Source organism: Pseudomonas sp. HUK17 (genome assembly GCF_001566765.1).
Map to the genome: position 1 here is coordinate 38,079 of NZ_LSMW01000015.1, position 18,993 is coordinate 57,071.

An 18,993-nucleotide genomic window follows, 5' to 3' on the forward strand; every position below is an offset into this window, starting at 1 on the left:
GATGGCCATTGTAGCGGGTTGGCGAGGACTGCCGCGCCAGCCCTTGACCGTGCCTTTCGAGGAACCGCCAATGCCGGCCCGCTTGCGTGAACTGCTGTCCTTCGTTCGCTACCTCGCCGACCGCTTCATCGAAGACCGCGCGCCCAACAATGCCGCGGCCCTGACCTATACCACCCTGTTCGCGGTGGTCCCGGTGATGACCGTGACCTTCGCCATGCTCTCGGCGATACCCGCCTTCCAGGGCACGGAAGTGCAGATCCAGGCCTTCATCTTCCGCAATTTCGTGCCCTCCACCGGGGCGACCCTGGAAGAATACCTGCGCAACTTCATCGAGCAGGCGCGGCACCTGACCTGGCTGGGCGTGGCCCTGCTGGCGGTGACGTCCTTCTTCATGCTGGTGACGGTGGAAAAGACCTTCAACGACATCTGGCGAGTACGCATCCCGCGGCGCGGGGTCTCCAGCTTCCTGCTCTACTGGGCGGTGCTCAGCCTGGGCCCCCTGCTGCTGGGCGCCGGTTTCGCCATGAGCACCTATCTGGCCTCGGTGGCCCTGGTCTTTGGCTCCTACGGTATGTCCGGTGCGCAGATGCTGCTCAAGGTCACGCCACTGCTGTTCAGCATCGCCGCCTTCACCCTGATGTACGCCGCCGTGCCCAACACACGGGTACCCCTACGCCACGCGCTGATCGGCGGTGCCCTGACCGGGGTGCTGTTCGAGGCGGCCAAGAGTCTGTTCGGTCTCTATGTCTTCTACTTTCCCGGCTACCAGCTGATCTATGGCGCCTTCGCCACAGTGCCGCTGTTCCTGGTCTGGATCTATGTCTGCTGGCTGATCGTGCTGCTGGGGGCGGAGGTGGTCTGCAGCCTGTCCACCACCCATCACTGGCGCCGCGCGCCGCTGCCGGCCTTTTTCATCCTGCTCGCCGTGCTGCGCGCCTTTCTGGAGCGCCAGCAGAGCGGTTCCAGTCTGCACCTGGGGCGGTTGCACCAGGCGGGCTGGAAGCTACCGGAGCACGAATGGCATGCGGTGCTGGCCTTCCTGCAGCAGGAGCGCCTGGTGTGCCAGAACGACAGCGGTCACTGGGTGCTTTGCCGCGATCTGCATGGCTATGCGCTCCTGGATCTGCTGGATCGCGCGCCCTGGGCGCCGCCCGCGCCGGATTGCTGGCCGCCCGCCGAACGCTTTCCCGGTGACTGGTATCCGCAGCTGCAGGAGGCCTTCACCCGACTGCAGGCGCAGCGTCATGAACTGCTGGCCGGGAGCGTGGCTCACTGGCTCAAGGTCGCGCCAGTGCTGGAAGAGCGGGGAGCCTCGCGATGATGGACAGAGCGGCGCGTCACGGCCTGATCAGTGGCCGCGTTCAGGGCGTCTACTATCGCGAGAGCACGCGTCAGGAGGCGCAGCGGCTGGGCGTCACGGGCTGGGTGCGGAATCTGGCCGATGGCCGGGTGGAGTGCCATCTGGAAGGCCCGGCCGAGGCGCTCGCCAGACTGGAAGCGTGGCTCTGGCAGGGACCGGCAGCGGCGCGGGTGACCGGGGTAGAGCTGGAGGAGGTGGCCTGCGCAGGCTTCACCGACTTCCAGGTCAGGCGCACGGACGCCTGACCTGGAGCGGTAGCCCTCAGCGGGCTTTGAGGAAGCCGACGATCTCGGCCAGGACGACATTCTGGCTTTCGCTGTCGGTACGGCCCTTGTATTCGACCAGACCTTCATTGAGACCGCGCTCACCTACCACCAGACGATGGGGGATGCCGATCAGCTCCATGTCGGCGAACTTCACGCCAGGGCTGGTCTTCTTGTCGCGGTCGTCCAGCAGCACGTCGAAGCCGGCCGCCTTGAGGTCGGCATAGAGGCGATCGGTGGCTTCCTTCACTGCCGCGTTCTCGTACTTCATCGGCACCAGGGCGATCTGGAAGGGCGCCAGGGCGGCCGGCCAGCGGATGCCGCGCTCGTCGTGGTTCTGCTCGATGGCGGCGGCGACCACGCGGGATACCCCAATGCCATAGCAGCCCATGGTCAGCAGGGTAGGCTTGCCTTCCTCGCCCAGGACCGACAGCTTCATGGCCTCACTGTACTTGGTGCCCAGCTGGAAGATATGACCCACTTCGATGCCGCGCTTGATCACCAGGGTACCTTGGCCATCCGGACTCGGATCGCCGGCCACCACGTTGCGCAGGTCGGCGACCTGGGGCAGCGGCAGATCGCGCTCCCAGTTGACGCCGAAGTAGTGCTTGTCTTCCTGATTGGCGCCGATGCCGAAGTCGCTCATCAGGGCGACCGAGCGATCGACGACGCAGGGAATCGACAGATTCATCGGGCCCAGGGAGCCGGGGCTGGCGCCAATGGCGGCACGGATCTCGGGCTCGGTGGCGAACACCAGGGGGCTGGCGACCTCCGGCAGGTTGGCTGCCTTGATCTCATTGAGTTCGTGATCGCCACGCACCACCAGGGCGACCAGCTTGCCTTCCTCGGCGCCGCGAACCACCAGGGTCTTCACGGTCTTCTCGATGGCCAGACCGAATTTCTCCACCAGATCGGCGATGGTCTTGGTGTCGGGGGTATCGACCAGGCGCAATTCTTCGGTGGCGGCGCCACGCGCGGTTTCCCGCGGCAGGGCCTCGGCCTTCTCGATGTTGGCGGCGTAGTCGGAGCTGTCGCTGAAGGCGATGTCGTCTTCACCGGAGCCGGCCAGCACGTGGAATTCATGGGAGCCGCTGCCGCCGATGGAGCCGTTGTCGGCCTGCACCGGACGGAAATTCAGACCCAGACGAGTGAAGACATTGCAGTACGCCTGGTACATGGCGTCGTAGGTTTGCTGCAGCGACGCCTGGTTCAGGTGGAAGGAGTAGGCGTCCTTCATTACGAACTCGCGGCCGCGCATCAGGCCGAAACGCGGGCGGATCTCGTCGCGGAACTTGGTCTGGATCTGGTACAGGTTGATCGGCAGCTGCTTGTAGCTGTTCAGCTCGTTGCGCATCAGATCGGTGATGACTTCCTCATGGGTCGGGCCCACGCAGAAATCGCGCTGATGACGGTCCTTCAAACGCAGCAGCTCGGGGCCGTACTGCTCCCAGCGACCGGATTCCTGCCACAGCTCGGCGGGCTGGATCGCCGGCATCAGCACCTCCAGGGCGCCGGTGGCGTTCATTTCCTCGCGCACCACGGCCTCCACCTTGCGCAGCACGCGCAGGCCCAGCGGCAGCCAGGTATAGAGACCGGAGGCCAGCTTGCGGATCATGCCGGCACGCAGCAGCAGCTGGTGGCTGATCACCACGGCATCGGAAGGGGTTTCTTTGAGGGTGGACAGCAGGAACTGACTGGTACGCATGGCTAGGCGGTCTGTCGGCATCGAGACGGGACCGGCATTGTACGGCGGGGTGGGGCAGGGCGTACAGGGACGCAGGCGGCGCCGACCGGAGGCCGGAAAAGAACAGCCCGGCGAATGCCGGGCTGCTGGATCGTGCGAGTGACGCTGTCCCTTACAGGATGCTCAGCGGGTACTCGGTGATCAGGCGGAACTCGTTGATGTTGCCGCTGCCGCCGCTGCCGGTGCTGGCATCGCCACGGTGCCAGGATTGACGGATGCGGAAGGACAGGTCCTTGGCCGGGCCGCTCTGCAGCACGTACTTGGCTTCGACGTTGGTTTCGAATTCTTTGTCGCCATCGCCATAAGCACTGTAGACGCCGTTGGTGCTGTCTTTGATGTCGGTGCCCCGAACATATCTTGTCATGAAGCTCAGACCCGGCACGCCTAGGGTAGCCATGTTCAGGTCGTAGCGCAGTTGCCATGACTTTTCACCGGGGGCGTTGAAGTCAGAGAACTGTATGGAGTTGGCCAGGAAGATACCGTCGCCGCCGCCATTGGTAGAGCCAGCTGCCGCATAGTCGAAGGGCGTATTGCCATTCACTTTCTGGAAGCCAAGAGTAATGGTGTGGGCATCGAAGGAGTAAGCAGCGGCCAAGGAGTAGGTGTTGTTGCTGATATCGCCGGCTTTGGCGTTACCGGTATCCTTGGTGTAGTAGTAGTTCGCATCGAAGGTGAGCGCTTGGCTGGCGCCAAACGGAACCACATAGTTCACGTTCGCGTAGTACTGATTCCAGATATCTTCCAGATTGCCGTAATAGAGCGAGGCGCTCAGCTGATCGTTGATCTTGTACTTGCCGCCTGCATAGGTGGCCGAGTCGGCCAGCGCGCCCGAGTAGCTCGTACCGATGTCACCGTTGTGGAACGTGTTTACGCCATCGCGTGCATCGGTGAAATAGCCAGCCTCCAGGAACAGATCGCTGATCTCTTCGCTGGTCAGCATGAAGCCGGTACCAGTTGCGGGGAACAGGCGGCTACCACCCAAAGCGAAGACCGGCGAAGTCGGCTGCAGATAGCCATACTTCAGGACTGTATTGGAAATGCGCATTTTGACGGCGGCGTTGGCAAAGGAATACTCGTCTCTGGAGCTACCATCACTGCCGACCGGCAAGTTGCCGGTTCCTGCGTAACCCGCACCACCGTCCAGCTTCAGACCCAAATAACCGCTCGCGTCGACACCAAACCCAACGACACCTTGAGTGAAGCCCGATGCATAATTGAGCAGGAAGCCATGGCTCCAGTCGCGCCGGTCATTCGCTCCACCATCACGATCCCGGTTGAAGTAATAGTTACGGTTCAACAGGGTCAGCTTGCTGTCTTCGACAAAGCCCTTGGATTCGGACTGCTGGTCGGCGAAAGCCAGTTGAGTGGTCCCTGCGGCTACGGCCAGGGCGAGAATGCTCCACTTCATCGCTTGCATCAGAAATGCTCCTTTGGGTTGAAAGTCAGCCATCGTGTCAGCCGTGGCTGTTTGTTCTAATGGCGGCACATATAGCACCTCTCTTGGAGGGGCGATAGGCTTCATCAAAATTTTGCGTGTGATGAGCGGATTAACCAAGACTCTTAAGAAAATTCTTTAAGAGTTCCCTTCCGATCGTCGTACCCGGATCGTGATAGCAAAAAGCGTGCACAAAACGGCAATTCCTGTGCCCGCCTGTCTATCGCTCGGTTGTTCTCCAGGCAATGGGCAGTTTCGGAAGGACTGATTGCACCTTTGTGACACCAAAGGTTTCATTCACCCAAAGTCATGCACACTTTTAGTGCTGACCTGTGTTGGCAGGAGATGAGATGTTCCAAATCGATCCACGACTGGCGAGCGATTCCCTGGAAGTGGCGTCCTTGACGCTGTGCCAGGTGTTGCTGCTGAACGATCGCCGCTATGACTGGCTGGTGCTGGTACCCCGGCGCGAAGGTGTTACCGAGGTCCTCGATCTGTCACCCCAGGATCAGGTGCAACTGTGGCGAGAGGTGACACTTGTTGCCCAGGTGTTGCGTGGCGCTCAGCCAGATCTAAAATTGAACATCGGTGCCCTGGGCAACATCGTCAGGCAATTGCACCTGCATGTTTTGCTGCGGCAGGAAGGTGACCCGGCCTGGCCCGGCCCGGTATGGGGGCACTCGCCACGTGAGCCCTATGGCGAAGCCGCCGGCCGCGCGGCCGCGCAGCGCTGGCAGGGGCTGCTCGAACAGGAGGCACAGGCATGACCCTCGAAGAACGTATCGCCGACCTGGAGATGCGCCAGGCGTTCCAGGACGACACCATCCAGACCCTCAACGACATCATCGTCGAGCAGCAGCGGACCCTGGATCGTTGCGCGGCGCAGATCCGCATGCTGGCCGAACGCCAGGCGGAGTTGCAGAGCGCAGGGGGTGGCGGCATGCCGGACGAAGCCCCGCCGCCACACTATTGAGATCCGTTCCGCAGCTGAATCTTGTTGTCGCCCTGACATACGTGCGCAGGCGGCTTTGCCGGCTACTCTAGCGGCACTGCATCCTTGCACTTTTTTGGTGCAGTCCGGCCTCGTCCCTTGTGGAACTCGCTCCGGGAGAGGCCTGTCCTCTGCGGAGCGAAGCCCACAGCACCTTCAGGACGGAGTACGGTTATGGCGTTTTTCACCGCTGCCAGCCAAGCGGATTTCCAACAACAACTCAAGAATGCCCTCGCGGCCCATGTCGAAGGGGATGCCCTCGAACAACTGGATCGCTTCACCGCCCAGTTCTTCGGCATCGTCCCGCTGGAAGAACTCACCCAACGTCGGCTGTCCGATCTGGTCGGCTGCGTGCTGTCGGCCTGGCGCCTGCTGGACGTCTTCGATCCGGCCGAGCCGCGGGTGCAGGTCTTCAATCCGGATTACGAGCGACACGGCTGGCAATCGAGCCACACTGTGGTCGAGGTGCTGCACGCCGATTCGCCGTTCCTGGTGGATTCGGTGCGCATGGAACTCAATCGCCAGGGCTACAGCGTCCATACCCTGCAGAACAGCGTTCTCAGCGTCCGTCGAGATGCCCAGGGTCGTCTGCTCGAGCTGCTGCCCAAGGGCCAGCAGGGCGAAGGAGTGACCCGCGAAGCCCTGATGTTCCTTGAGATCGACCGCTGCGCGGCAACCAGCGAGTTGCGCGCCTTGGAGGCAGCGCTGCAGGAGATCCTCGGCGAGGTCCGCCTGACCGTGGGTGACTTCGCCGCCATGAAGGCCAAGGTCGGCGACCTGCTGACCTGGCTGGATCGTCGTCCGGCGGGCGTGGAGGAGGGGGAGCTGGCCGAGGTCAAGGCCTTCCTCGACTGGCTGCGCAACGACAGATTCACCTTCCTCGGCTACGAGGAATTCACCGTCGAAGGCGATGGCGAGACCGCGGTGCAACGCTATTTGCCCGACTCCCTGCTGGGGCTGTCGCGGCGGCTGCGCGGCCGTCCCGAGACGGCCGAGATCAGCCTGTCCGGTGATCCGCTGCGTTACCTGCGCGAGCCGGTGCTACTGTCCTTTGCCAAGGCGGCCGACCCGAGCCGGGTGCATCGTCCGGCCTATCCCGATTTCGTTTCCCTGCGCGAGGTGGACGCCAATGGCCGGGTGGTGCGCGAGCATCGCTTCATGGGCCTCTATACCTCCAGCGTCTACAACGACAGCGTGCGCGAGATCCCCTATATCCGCCGCAAGGTGGACGAGGTGCGCCGCCGCGCCGATTTCGACAGCAGCGCCCATTTGGGCAAGGAACTGGCGCAGGTGCTCGAAGGCCTGCCGCGGGACGATCTGTTCCAGACCCCGGTGGACGATCTCTTTAGCACCGCCATGGCCATCGTGCAGATCCAGGAACGCAGCAAGGTGCGCGTCTTCCTGCGCCGCGATCCCTATGGCCAGTTCTTCTATTGCCTGGCCTATGTGCCGCGCGACATCTACTCCACCGAAGTCCGCCAGCGCATGCAGCAGATCCTCATGGATCGCCTGCACGGCACCGACTGCGAATTCTGGACCTTCTTCTCCGAATCCGTGCTGGCGCGGGTGCAGTTCATCCTGCGCGTCGATCCCCTGCAGCCCCAGGATGTCGATCCGGCGCGCCTGGAGCAGGAGATGGTGCAGGCCTGCCGCAGCTGGAAGGACGATTTCGCCAGCCTGATGGTGGACAGCTTCGGCGAAGCCCAGGGCACCTCCATCCTGGCCGATTACCCGCTGGGTTTCCCGGCCGGCTACCGCGAGCGCTTCGCGCCGCACCTGGCCGTGGTGGACATGCGGCACCTGCTGGCCCTGAAGGACGATCGCCGTCTGGCCATGGGCTTCTACCAGCCGCTGACCCAGACCGGCGACAACATTCTGCACTGCAAGCTCTACCACGCCGACACGCCCCTGGCGCTGTCGGACGTCTTGCCGATCCTGGAAAATCTCGGCCTGCGCGTGCTCGGCGAATTCCCCTACGAGCTGCGTCATCGCAATGGCCGCCGCTACTGGATCCATGACTTCGCCTTCACCACCGTGGCCGGCCTCGAGCTGGATCTGCAGCAACTCAACGACACCTTCCAGGACGCCTTCGTCCAGGTGGTGGACGGCCAGGCGGAAAACGACAGCTTCAACCGGCTGGTACTGACCGCCGGGCTGCCCTGGCGTGACGTCGCGGTACTACGGGCCTATGCGCGCTATCTCAAGCAGATCCGCATCGGCTTCGACATCGGTTATATCGCCGCCACCCTCAACGCTCATGTCGACATCGCCCGGGAACTGGTGCGGCTGTTCCGCATGAAGTTCTACCTGGCGCGGCGCATGACCAGCGAAGACCTGGACGACAAGCAGCAGCGGCTGGAGCAGGCCATCCTCAGCGCCCTCGACGACGTCGCGGTGCTCAACGAAGACCGCATCCTGCGGCGCTATCTGGACCTGATCAAGGCGACCCTGAGAACCAACGTGTTCCAGACCGATGCCGCCGGCAAGCCCAAGGCCTACTTCAGCTTCAAGCTCGATCCCAAGGCCATTCCCGAGTTGCCGCGCCCGGTGCCGCGCTACGAGATCTTCGTCTACAGCCCACGCGTGGAAGGGGTGCACCTCCGCTTCGGCAACGTCGCCCGTGGCGGCCTGCGCTGGTCGGATCGCGAGGAAGACTACCGCACCGAGGTGCTGGGCCTGGTCAAGGCGCAGCAGGTCAAGAATTCGGTGATCGTGCCCGTGGGCGCCAAGGGTGGCTTCGTGCCGCGCCGGCTACCCACCGGTGGCTCCCGTGACGAGATCCAGGCCGAGGCCATCGCCTGCTACCGCATCTTCATCAGCGGTCTGCTGGACATCACCGACAATCTCAAGGATGGCGAGGTGGTGCCGCCGGCCGCGGTGGTGCGCTACGACGGCGACGATCCCTATCTGGTGGTGGCGGCCGACAAGGGCACCGCGACCTTCTCCGACATCGCCAACGGCATCGCCCAGGACTACGGTTTCTGGCTCGACGACGCCTTCGCCTCCGGTGGTTCGGCGGGCTATGACCACAAGAAGATGGGCATTACCTCGCGGGGTGCCTGGGTCAGCGTGCAGCGTCACTTCCGTGAGCGCGGCATCGATGTCCAGACCGATCCGGTTACCGTGGTGGGCATCGGCGACATGGCCGGCGACGTCTTCGGCAACGGCCTGCTGCGTTCGCGTAGCCTGGAGCTGGTGGCGGCCTTCAACCACCTGCACATCTTCATCGATCCCAACCCGGACGCCGAGCGCAGCTATGTCGAGCGCGAGCGATTGTTCAACCTGCCGCGGTCGAGCTGGACCGACTATGACGCCAGCCTGATCTCCCAGGGCGGCGGCATCTTCCCGCGCAGTGCCAAGCGCATCGCCATCAGCCCCGAGATGAAGGCGCGCTTCGAACTGACCGCCGATCACCTGACGCCCAACGAGCTGATCAACGCCCTGCTCAAGGCGCCGGTGGACCTGATCTGGAATGGCGGCATCGGCACCTACGTCAAGGCCAGCTTCGAAACCCACGCCGATATCGGCGACAAGGCCAACGACGGTCTGCGCGTCGATGGCTGCGACCTGCGCGCCAAGGTGATCGGCGAGGGCGGCAACCTGGGCATGAGTCAGCTGGCGCGGGTGGAGTTCGGCCTGCACGGCGGCGCCTGCAACACCGACTTCATCGACAACGCCGGGGGCGTGGACTGTTCCGACCATGAGGTCAACATCAAGATCCTGCTGGGCGATGTGGTCTCCGCCGGCGACATGACCGTCAAGCAGCGCAATACGCTGATGGGCGAGATGACCGACGAGGTCGGCGAGCTGGTGGTCGCCAACAACTACATGCAGACCGGGGCCCTGTCCCTGGCGGAGTATCGCGCGCGGACCCACCTGGCCGAGTACCAGCGACTGATCGTGGATCTCGAAGGGCGCGGCAAGCTGGATCGTACCCTCGAATTCCTGCCCAGCGATGAGGTGCTCGCCGAACGCGCGGCCAAGGAACAGGGGCTGACCCGGGCCGAGCTGTCGGTGCTGATTTCCTACAGCAAGATCGACCTCAAGGAACAGTTGCTGGCCTCTTCGGTGCCGGATGATGACTACCTCGCCCGCGACATGCAGGGCGCCTTCCCGCAACGCCTGACCGAGCAATTTCCCGAGGCCATGGCGCGCCACCGCCTCAAGCGCGAGATCGTCGCCAACCAGATCGCCAACGACCTGATCAACCACATGGGCATCACCTTCGTGCAGCGCCTGTGCGAATCCACCGGCATGAGCGCGGCCGATGTCGCCCGGGCCTATGTGGTGATGCGCGACGTGCTGCACCTGCCGCACTGGTGGCGTCAGGTGGAAGCCCTGGATCATCAGGTGCCGGCTGACCTGCAGCTGCGTCTGATGAGCGAACTGATGCGCCTGGGGCGCCGGGCCACCCGCTGGTTCCTGCGCAGCCATCGCAGCGGCCTGGATGCCGGGGCCGTGGCGGCCTTCTTCGGGCCACGCATCGCCGCCCTGGGGGTACGCCTGGATGAACTGCTGCAAGGCGAACCGCGCCAGGACTGGGAAGAGCGCTTCCGCGCCTATACCGAGGCGGGCGTACCCGAGCTGCTGGCGCGCGTGGTCGCCGGGACCAACCACATCTATACGCTGCTGCCGGTGATCCAGGCGGCGGAGGTCACCGCCCAGGATCCGCTGGCGGTGGCGGCCACCTGGTTCGCGGCGGGCGATGTGCTGGATCTGGCCTGGTATCAGCAACAGCTCAACCAGCTGCCGGTGGCCAATGCCTGGCAGGCCCTGGCCCGCGAGGCGTTCCGCGACGAGGTGGATGTGCAGCAGCGCACCATCACCGTCGCCATGCTCAATCTGAGCGAGGCGCCGAGCGATCCGGAAGCCCGGTTGTCACTGTGGCTGGAACGTCATCGGGCGGCGGTGGAGCGCTGGCGGGGCCTGCTGGTGGATCTGCGCAATGCCAGCGGCCAGGACTATGCGATGTACAGCGTCGCCAGTCGTGAACTGGCGGATCTGGCCAGCAGCAGCGTCTGAGGCGACGGGTACCCGCGACTGGATCTCGCGGGCGCCCTGATCCGACAGTGCCATGAAAAGGCGGCGTACCCTCGGGTGCGCCGCCTTTTTTACCGGTGGAAGCGGGTCAGGGTTTGGACGGCGTTGAGAGAGCCTTGAGGGTACTCAGCCCTTGCAGCAGTGCCTGGTGAAAGCGTTCCGGCGCCTGCATCTGGGGCGCATGGCCCAGATCCTCGAATTCCACCAGGGTCGCCTGGGGGATACGCCGCGCCGCCGCCTTGCCCAATTCGGGATAGCGGCCCAGCTGCGCCTTGAGCTCGGCTGGCGCGGCATCCTTGCCGATGGCCGTGGTGTCGCGCTGGCCGATCAGCAGCAGGGTGGGCATGCGCAATCGCGCGAATTCATAGACCACCGGCTGGCTGTAGATCATGTCGTAGATCAGTGCCGAGTTCCACGCCACCCGCTCCTTGCCCGGCCCGTTGTTGAGACCCGCGAGCATGTCGACCCAGCGGTCGTAGTCCGGCGACCACTGGCCGGCGTAATAGGTGCTGCGCTCGTAGTCGCGGATGCCATCGGCGGAGGTCTTGAGTTCCCGGGCGTACCACTGGTCGATGCTGCGATAGGGCACGCCCAGGGCCTTCCAGTCCTCCAGGCCGATGGGGTTGACCAGTACCAGCTGTTCGGTGGCCTCGGGATAGAGTAGCGCATAGCGGGTCGCCAGCATGCCGCCGGTCGAGTGACCGATCAGCGTCGCCCGGGCGATGCCCAGGTGGTCGAGCAGGGCGCGGGTATTGGCGGCGAGTTGCTGGAAGCTGTACTGATAGTGCGCCGGCTTGCTGGATTTGCAGAAACCGATCTGATCCGGGGCCACGATCCGATAGCCGGCAGCGCTCAGCACCTGGATGCTCTGTGCCCAGGTACCGGCACAGAAGTTCTTGCCGTGCAGCAGGACCAGGGTTCGGCCGTTCGGTTTTCCGCTCGGCGCGACATCGAGATAGGCCATTTCCAACGCTTGGCGCTGAGAGTCGAAGCTGAAGGTCTTGACCGGAAAAGCGTAGTCGAAGCCTTCGAGACGTTCGCCATAGACGGACTGCGCCTGAGTGAGTGGGCTCAGCAACAGAGTGGCCAGGGGGAGGGCGAGGCGCAGGGACATGGATGGATTCCAGGGGCTAAACCAGGTCCGACCAGACGCCAGGGGTGAAGATTCCGGCTTGCCCCGGACGGGCTATCGCCTTTTGGGCAGGTGGTCAGGGTGGGTGCCGTTTCGCTTCGCCTCCCGCCCAGGGTCTGGTAGTCTGGACGATTCTTGATTCCCTTTTTGCGCACCTCTTCCCTGCGTTTCTCCCCGATCACACGAGGTTCCCGGTTTGGCGCTCGAGTCACCCTCCAAGACGCAGCCCGATGCTCTGGCCGATTGTGCCAATGAGCCGATCCACATTCCCGGCAGTATCCAGGAACATGGCTTCCTGTTCGCCGTGGAAGAGCCGGATCTGCGCATCGTGCAGGCCAGCGCCAATGTGCTCGAGTACCTCGGGATTGCCGTGGAGGAGGTGCTGGGACGCACCCTGGGCGAATTGCTGCCGGATCGAGATCTGCCCGCGATGCTTGGCGCCCTGACCCAGGAAGAGCAGAATCCCATCTATCAGGGTGACGTGACCCTGGGATCGCGACAGCAGACCTTCGCCCTGTTCATGCATCGCTTCGGCGGGGTGCTGATCGTCGAGTTCGAGGCGCCGGTGGACAGTCGACTCGGCCTCAATACCCTCTATCCCATGGTGCGGGTGTTCATCGAGCAACTGCATCAGGCGGAAACCGTCGACGCCATCGCCACGCTCGCCGTGCGCGAAGCTAAGCGTATCTCCGGTTTCGATCACACCATGATCTATCGCTTCGACGACGACGGTCATGGTCAGGTCCTGGCCGAGGAGTGCGCGCCGGGGGTACCCACCTACCTGGGGCTGAGATTCCCCGCCTCGGACATTCCGGCCCAAGCCCGGCATCTGTACCTGGCCAACCGTATCCGGGTGATCGGCAATGCCTGCTATCAGCCCTCGCCGCTGCAGCCGCCGATCAATCCATCGACCGGGCAACCGCTGGATCTCAGCTTCGCGCAGCTGCGCAGCGTGTCACCGGTGCATCTGCAGTACATGAGAAACATGGGCACCCTGGCATCCATGTCCATCTCCATCGTGGTCGGTGACCGCCTCTGGGGGCTGGTGCTCTGCCATGATCGTCAGCCCCAGCGGGTGTCGTTCCAGACGCGTACCGCCTGCGAGCTGTTTGGCCGGGTGCTGTCGCTGCAGATCGATGCGGCCGAGACCCACGCGGAATCCGACCGCCGTCTGGCCCTGCGCCAATCCATGGTGCAGATGCTGTCGGCCATGGCCGACCGCGACAGTGTCTGCCAGGGGCTGCTGGAACTGCCGCAGGTCTATCTGGATTTCGCCCGGGCCCAGGGTGCCGCCATCATCTCCTCCGACGGTACCGAGCTGATCGGTCAGGTGCCGCCGCGCGAGGTGGTGGACAGCCTGGTCGAATGGCTGTCGGTCAACGTCAAGGATCATTACGTCACCGATAACGTGGCCAAGGACATCGCCGAGCTGCCCGAGCTCGCCGGGTATGCCGCCGGAGTCCTCGCCGTACCCATTTCCGAACTGCATTCCCACTACCTGATCTGGTTCCGCAGCGAGCTGGTCCAGGTGGTCAACTGGGCGGGGCGCCCGACCAAGCAGGAAGGCAGCGATGGGCGCCTGTCGCCGCGACAGAGCTTTGCGCTGTGGCAGGAGACGGTACGTGGTCTGTCGCTGCCCTGGTCCCCCCTGGAGTTGGAAAGCGCCATCGAACTGCGCAACGCGGTGCGCGGGATCGTCTTGCGCAAGGCCGAAGAAATGGCCGAGCTGGCCGAAGAGCTGCAACGCAGCAACAAGGAGCTGGCGGCCTTCTCCTACAGCGTCTCCCACGATCTGCGTGCGCCGTTGCGCCATATCGCCGGCTATGCCGAGCTGCTGGGCGACATCGAAGGCGGCAAGTTGTCGGATCGCGGTCGGCGCTTCCTGGAGAACATTGGCTCCTCGGCGCGCTTCGCCGGCAGCCTGGTCGACAATCTGCTGAGTTTTTCGCAGATGGGCCGGGCCGCTATTCGCTATTCCGACGTCAACCTCACGGCCTTGGTGGAAGCCATCCGTGAAGAAATGGCGCCGGACTATGAAGAGCGTCAGGTGGAGTGGCACATCGGCCCCCTGCCGGTGGTCATCGCCGACGCCGCCTTTGTCCATCTCGCCTTGCGCAATCTGCTGGCCAATGCCATCAAATACAGTCGCTACGAAGACCCCGCGGTGATCGAGATCGGCACCTTGCCGAGCGATTCCGAGGACATCGTCTTTGTCCGGGACAACGGCGTCGGCTTCAACATGGATTACGTGGGCAAGCTGTTCGGCGTCTTCCAGCGCCTGCACCACGCCGACGAATTCGAAGGGGTCGGCATCGGCCTGGCCAGCGTCAGACGCATCATCGAACGCCATGACGGTCGTGTCTGGGCAGAGGGCGCCATCGGCGAGGGCGCAACCTTCTACTTCGCCCTTCCCAAACAACGACCGTCGCCGGTACACAAAAGGTAGTTCTGTTCATGCTCAAACCCATTGTGCTGGTCGAAGACAATCCGCACGATCTGGAGCTCACCCTGGTAGCTCTGGAGCGCAGCCAGCTGGCCAACGATGTCGTGGTGCTCCGCGACGGCGCCGAGGCGGTGAACTATCTGCTGCGGCGAGAGCCTCATGCTGACCGGGAGCCTGGTAATCCGGCGGTGATGCTACTGGATCTCAAGCTGCCCAAGGTCGATGGCCTCGAGGTGCTCGAACTGGTGCGCGGTACCCCCGAATTGTGCAGCATCCCCGTGGTCATGCTGACGTCGTCACGCGAAGAACCTGATCTCGAGAAGGCGTACGAACTGGGCGTGAACGCTTACGTGGTCAAACCGGTCGAGTTTCGTGATTTCGTCGCCGCGATCAGTGATCTCGGCGTATTCTGGGCTGTGCTCAATGAGCCGCCCCCAGGATCGCGACGTGTCACCAGGCGGACTGGCCGCTAGCGAGTGAGCAAGCTCAGTTCATCCGTATCCAGTTATCCGCGACAGGCAGACATGCGCGAACCGGTTCCCCTGAGCGAACAGATTCAAGGCCGACGCCCGTTTATGCCTCTCTCGAAACAGATCAAGATCCTGCTGGTAGAAGACAGCAAGCTCGATGCCGAGCTGATTCTGATCGAGCTGGAAAGACATGGATTCGAGCTGCAATCCAAGATCGTCTATGAGCGTACCGGTCTCACCCTGGCCTTGAGCCAGCAGACCTACGACATCATCCTCTCCGACATCATCCTGCCAGGCTTCTCGGGTGCCGAGGCCTTGCGGGTGGCGCGAGCGCTGGCTCCGGAAACGCCCTTCATCTTCGTCTCGGGCATCTTCGGTGAAGTGCACGCCGTGGAAATGATGCGCCTAGGGGCCAACGACTATGTGCTCAAGCAGAGCATGGAGCTCTTGGCCAAGGCCGTCGAGCGAGCGCTGCTGGTGGTGCACGAGCGCCGCGAGCGGCGTCGGGCCGAAGAAGCCCTGCACAGTCTCGAGGTCAGATCGCGCCTGGCCATGGACGCCTCGCGACTGGGCATGTGGGAATACCTGCCCGCCAGCCGTACCCTGGTCTGGGACGAACGCTGCAAGGCCATGTTCGGCCTGCCAGCCGATGCGGTGGTCGATCTCGAGGTGTTCGCACGGCTGTGCGGCAGCGACGGCCTCGAACGCTTTCTCGACACGGTCCGCCAGGCGGGTGCCGACGAGCGCGACGACGACTACCGCAGCGAGTACCGCATCCGTCTGGACAACGGCGCCCAGCGCTGGGTCGAGACCCGTGGCCAGCCCTTTTTCGAAAGCGGCGTCTGCACCCGCTTCCTGGGGGTGATGCTCGACATCACCCAGCAGCGCGATGCCGCGGAAAAGCTCGAGCGGCTCAACGTCAGTCTCGGCGAACGCGTCGAAGAACGTACCCGCGAGCGTGATCGGACCTGGGATCTCACCCGCGATCTGCTGCTGGTGTGCAAGCCGGATGGCACCCTGGTGGCGCTCAACCCGGCCTGGGAAGAGAATCTCGGCTGGTCCCGCGTGGAGCTGCTCGATTCCTCGCTGCTGACGCTGGTGCATCCCGACGAACGCTTCATCACCGACAACGAACTCAAGCAGCTGGCCAATGGCGCGACCAGCCAGCGCTTCGTCAATCGTATCCGTCACCGCGACGGCAGCTATCGCTGGATTTCCTGGACGGCGGTACCGGATGCGGGCATGACCTATTGCTCGGGTCGCGACATCTCCTCGGAAGTCCTGGCGATGGAAGAGCTGGCCGCGGCGAATCGCCAATTGCGCGAGCAGATCGACGAGCGCGAGCGGGTGGAAGCGACCCTGCAGCAGATGCAGCGGCTGGAGGCCGTGGGCCAGCTCACCGCGGGCGTGGCCCACGACTTCAACAACCTGCTCACCGTGGTGCTCAGCAGCGCCAGCTTCCTCGAGCGCGACCTGACGCGCCTAGCGGCCAGCGACAAGACCCAGGGGCGGGTGCAGAACATCCGCGAAGCGGGCGAGCGGGGCGCCAAGCTCACCGCTCAGCTGCTGGCCTTTTCCCGCCGGCAGCGCCTGGCGCCCAAGCCGGTCAAGCTCAACGAAACCGTCGAGGGCATGCTCGAACTGCTGCGCAGCACCATGGGTGGCAGCGTCTGGATCGAGACCCATCTGCGCGCCGATTGCTGGCATGCGCTGGTCGATCCGACCCAGATCGAGCTCATCATCCTCAACCTGGCGATCAATGCCCGGGATGCCATGGCGGTCGGCGGTACCCTGCGCCTGAGCACCTCCAACCAGACCATCAGCGAGCCGCCCCAGCGTCCCGAAGAACCCGAACCCGGTGAGTACGTGCTGCTGGCGGTGCAGGATTCCGGCACCGGCATGAGCGAAGAGGTGCTGGCCAAGGCCTTCGAACCCTTCTTCACCACCAAGGAGGTGGGCAAGGGCTCCGGTCTGGGCCTGGCCCAGGTGTTCGGCTTCGCCAAGCAGTCCGGTGGCGGTGTGCGCATCGAGACGCAGATGGGCAGCGGTACCACGGTGCTGGTCTATCTGCCCCGTACCGAGGCGGAGGATGCCCTGGATCCGATCGGGCTGCCCGCCATGGATCGTGACGAACAGGCCGCCGAACGCCGCATTCTGCTGGTCGACGACGATCACGCGGTACGCAACGTGACCGCCGCCCTGTTGGCCGATCTCGGCTATCAGGTGGTGGAAGCCAGCAACGGCTTCGCGGCGTTGAGCGCGCTGGAGCGTGATCCGCAGATCGATCTGTTGCTGGCGGACTTCGCCATGCCCGGCATGAACGGTGCCGAACTGGCCCGTCAGGTGCGCAAGCGGCTGCCACAGTTGCCGGTGGTCTTCATCACCGGCTACGCCGAACTGGGCGAGCTCGATCCGGAACAATCATTCATCGTACCCAAGCCCTTTCGCGAAGCGGACCTGGCAGCACGGCTGCAGGCAGCCCTGCGCGGCGAGAAGCCCCAGCCTTCGCCCCTCTGAAGGCCGCCGTCACCATGAGGTATTTGCGTGTCCACCATCCGTGAAATGTTGCGCGCCGAGGGCGGTGCCCTGCACGAGCAGGTCGATGCGACCTTCGGCCGCTATGCACTGCAGACCCGGCCCCATTACACCGCCTTTCTGCAAGCCCATGCCCAGGCGCTGATCGGCCTCGAAGCGCTCCTGGAGCGCTCCGGCATCCAGCGTCTGCTGCCCGATTGGGCCGAGCGTCGCCGTACCGAAGTGCTGGGGGAAGATCTGCAGCAACTGGCCGCCGCCCCGCCCGAACCCGTCGCCCTCGAGCGTCTGCTCGATGAGGGTGAGTGCTGGGGGGTGGCCTATGTGCTGGAGGGATCTCGGCTGGGATCGCGGTTGCTGGATCGCCATGCCGGCGAGAGTCCCGATGAGGCGGTACGCGATGCCCGGGCCTATCTGGGCCACGTACCCCCCCAGGGCGCCTGGCCGGGATTTCTGCAGCGCCTGGACGAGGCCGGCCGCGATGCGCGTCTGCACCCGGCGATGCTGGCCGGCCAGCGGCTGGCCTTCGAGGTCTTCCTGGCGGCGGGGCAGCGTCACGCGCCTGCGGTCATCGCCTGCTGAGTGATCGCTAGAGCGCCCTCAGATAGCCGGTCACCTCGGCCGCGCCCAGGCGTTCGAGAATCTCGGCGAGGACCCGGGTGCTCGCCACCTCGTTGGGCAGCAGCAGCCATTCCAGATCCTGGCCCGGTGCGGGCAGCGGCAGGCGCGCATAGTCGAGCTTCAGCCCCAGCAGCACCTGGATGAAATCCGGGTGGTTCCAGACCGCGTTGGGCAGGGCATAGAGGGCAAAGGCCTCTTGCAGGCGGTCGATGGCCGCCGGATCCAGGCGCAGACGCTGGATCTGCGCCGGCACTTCCACGGCGATGCCGCGAATCCGGGCATAGGCGATGATGCTGGCAAAGGCGAGCGTGGTAGCTGGGTCGTTTTCCAGGAACAGCCGAGTACCGCGCCAGCTGGCCTGGCGCAAGCGCAAGGGCTGTTCCGCAGACAGATTCGGCAGGGTGCGATAGAGCGCCGCCTGAAAATCCCGATAGCCGATGATCCGCACCTGCTCGCGCGCCGCGGGCAGGGCGGCCAGCTCCTCCAGCTGCACCACCGTCGCGGGTGTGCTGTCGCCTAGACGCTGGCAGAGTCCATCGATGGCGCGCAGGTCGAGGGCCGCGACCTGAACGGTTTCAGCCACCACCAGTTGACTCAGCAAGGCATGGGTCCGGCTCTTGATCTCCTGGGTCGGACCGGACAGGGCGGCGCGTGGCAGGCCGAGGAGCAGATGCAACGGATGGCCTTCATCCCACCAAAGGCTGTCGGTTGGCGCGGGCAAGGGGACGAAGGCGTCGGCCAGCCGCTCCAGGCAGCGCTGGATGCGGCGGCTGGCCAGGGAAGGATGCAGATGCAAGGCCAATGAAGACCAGGGGCTGCCCAGGAGGTTGGCACTGTTGCTCATGGGATCTCCGGGGCGGATAGGAACGCACGGCCGATTCTAGCGTGGCAAAGACCGCGCTATCGTCAAATGATTCCCGAAAGGTAGGATCTTTTGTGCGAGTGACCGTTCGAGTCCGGCG

General features: G+C 64.2%; 13 protein-coding genes. 9 read left to right on the forward strand and 4 right to left on the reverse strand.

Annotation, left to right across the window (positions count from 1 at the left end; translation table 11 throughout):
- Window positions 1–70: 70 nt before the first annotated feature.
- Both AX284_RS10480 and AX284_RS10485 read left to right on the forward strand, forming a co-directional pair.
- The gene (locus tag AX284_RS10480; protein WP_068385230.1) at window positions 71–1,321 is read left to right on the forward strand and encodes a YihY family inner membrane protein; all 1,251 of its coding nucleotides are present in this window, start codon (window positions 71–73) and stop codon (window positions 1,319–1,321) included.
- Window positions 1,321–1,605: an acylphosphatase gene (locus AX284_RS10485; protein ID WP_026083595.1), complete on the forward strand. Its 285-nt coding sequence runs from the start codon at window positions 1,321–1,323 to the stop codon at window positions 1,603–1,605. The genes AX284_RS10480 and AX284_RS10485 overlap by 1 nt, the downstream gene beginning before the upstream one ends.
- Before the next feature lie 16 nt (window positions 1,606–1,621).
- On the opposite strand, the gene AX284_RS10490 is transcribed toward AX284_RS10485, so the two are convergent.
- Window positions 1,622–3,328, reverse strand: coding sequence for a proline--tRNA ligase (locus tag AX284_RS10490; protein WP_017638940.1), 1,707 nt, complete (start codon window positions 3,326–3,328; stop codon window positions 1,622–1,624).
- A gap of 151 nt (window positions 3,329–3,479) precedes the next feature.
- Complete coding sequence (locus tag AX284_RS10495; RefSeq protein ID WP_068385233.1) at window positions 3,480–4,784, reverse strand: OprD family porin; 1,305 nt, start codon at window positions 4,782–4,784, stop codon at window positions 3,480–3,482.
- 368 nt (window positions 4,785–5,152) lie between these two features.
- On the opposite strand from AX284_RS10495, the gene AX284_RS10500 reads away from it, so the two are divergent.
- The 3 genes from AX284_RS10500 (at window position 5,153) to AX284_RS10510 (ending at window position 10,815) form a co-directional block, all read left to right on the forward strand.
- The gene (locus tag AX284_RS10500; protein WP_017638937.1) at window positions 5,153–5,569 is read left to right on the forward strand and encodes an HIT domain-containing protein; all 417 of its coding nucleotides are present in this window, start codon (window positions 5,153–5,155) and stop codon (window positions 5,567–5,569) included.
- Entirely contained in the window at window positions 5,566–5,775 is a 210-nt protein-coding gene (locus AX284_RS10505) for a SlyX family protein (protein WP_064306679.1), read from the forward strand. The genes AX284_RS10500 and AX284_RS10505 overlap by 4 nt, the downstream gene beginning before the upstream one ends.
- Window positions 5,776–5,967: 192 nt before the next feature.
- Entirely contained in the window at window positions 5,968–10,815 is a 4,848-nt protein-coding gene (locus tag AX284_RS10510) for an NAD-glutamate dehydrogenase (protein WP_068385236.1), read from the forward strand.
- A gap of 106 nt (window positions 10,816–10,921) precedes the next feature.
- Here the strand turns inward: AX284_RS10510 and AX284_RS10515 are convergent, their stop codons facing one another.
- Window positions 10,922–11,947, reverse strand: coding sequence for an alpha/beta fold hydrolase (locus tag AX284_RS10515; RefSeq protein WP_064306677.1), 1,026 nt, complete (start codon window positions 11,945–11,947; stop codon window positions 10,922–10,924).
- A gap of 214 nt (window positions 11,948–12,161) precedes the next feature.
- Between AX284_RS10515 and AX284_RS10520 the strand changes: the two genes are divergently transcribed.
- The 4 genes from AX284_RS10520 to AX284_RS10535 all read left to right on the forward strand — a co-directional run bounded on the left by AX284_RS10520 (window position 12,162) and on the right by AX284_RS10535 (window position 17,992).
- Window positions 12,162–14,411 carry an ATP-binding protein gene (locus tag AX284_RS10520; protein ID WP_068385239.1) on the forward strand — a complete coding sequence of 750 codons (2,250 nt, stop codon included), beginning with the start codon at window positions 12,162–12,164 and terminating at the stop codon, window positions 14,409–14,411.
- An 8-nt stretch (window positions 14,412–14,419) separates the two neighbouring features.
- A complete protein-coding gene (locus tag AX284_RS10525) occupies window positions 14,420–14,881 on the forward strand; it encodes a response regulator (protein WP_017638932.1) in 462 nt (153 codons plus the stop codon).
- A 102-nt stretch (window positions 14,882–14,983) separates the two neighbouring features.
- A complete protein-coding gene (locus tag AX284_RS10530; RefSeq protein WP_026083594.1) occupies window positions 14,984–17,395 on the forward strand; it encodes a response regulator in 2,412 nt (803 codons plus the stop codon).
- Window positions 17,396–17,422: 27 nt separating this feature from the next.
- Entirely contained in the window at window positions 17,423–17,992 is a 570-nt protein-coding gene (locus tag AX284_RS10535) for a biliverdin-producing heme oxygenase (RefSeq protein ID WP_026083593.1), read from the forward strand.
- A gap of 7 nt (window positions 17,993–17,999) precedes the next feature.
- Here the strand turns inward: AX284_RS10535 and AX284_RS10540 are convergent, their stop codons facing one another.
- On the reverse strand, window positions 18,000–18,875 hold the full coding sequence (locus tag AX284_RS10540) for a hypothetical protein (RefSeq protein ID WP_068385242.1): 876 nt from the start codon (window positions 18,873–18,875) through the stop codon (window positions 18,000–18,002).
- Window positions 18,876–18,993 lie beyond the last annotated feature (118 nt).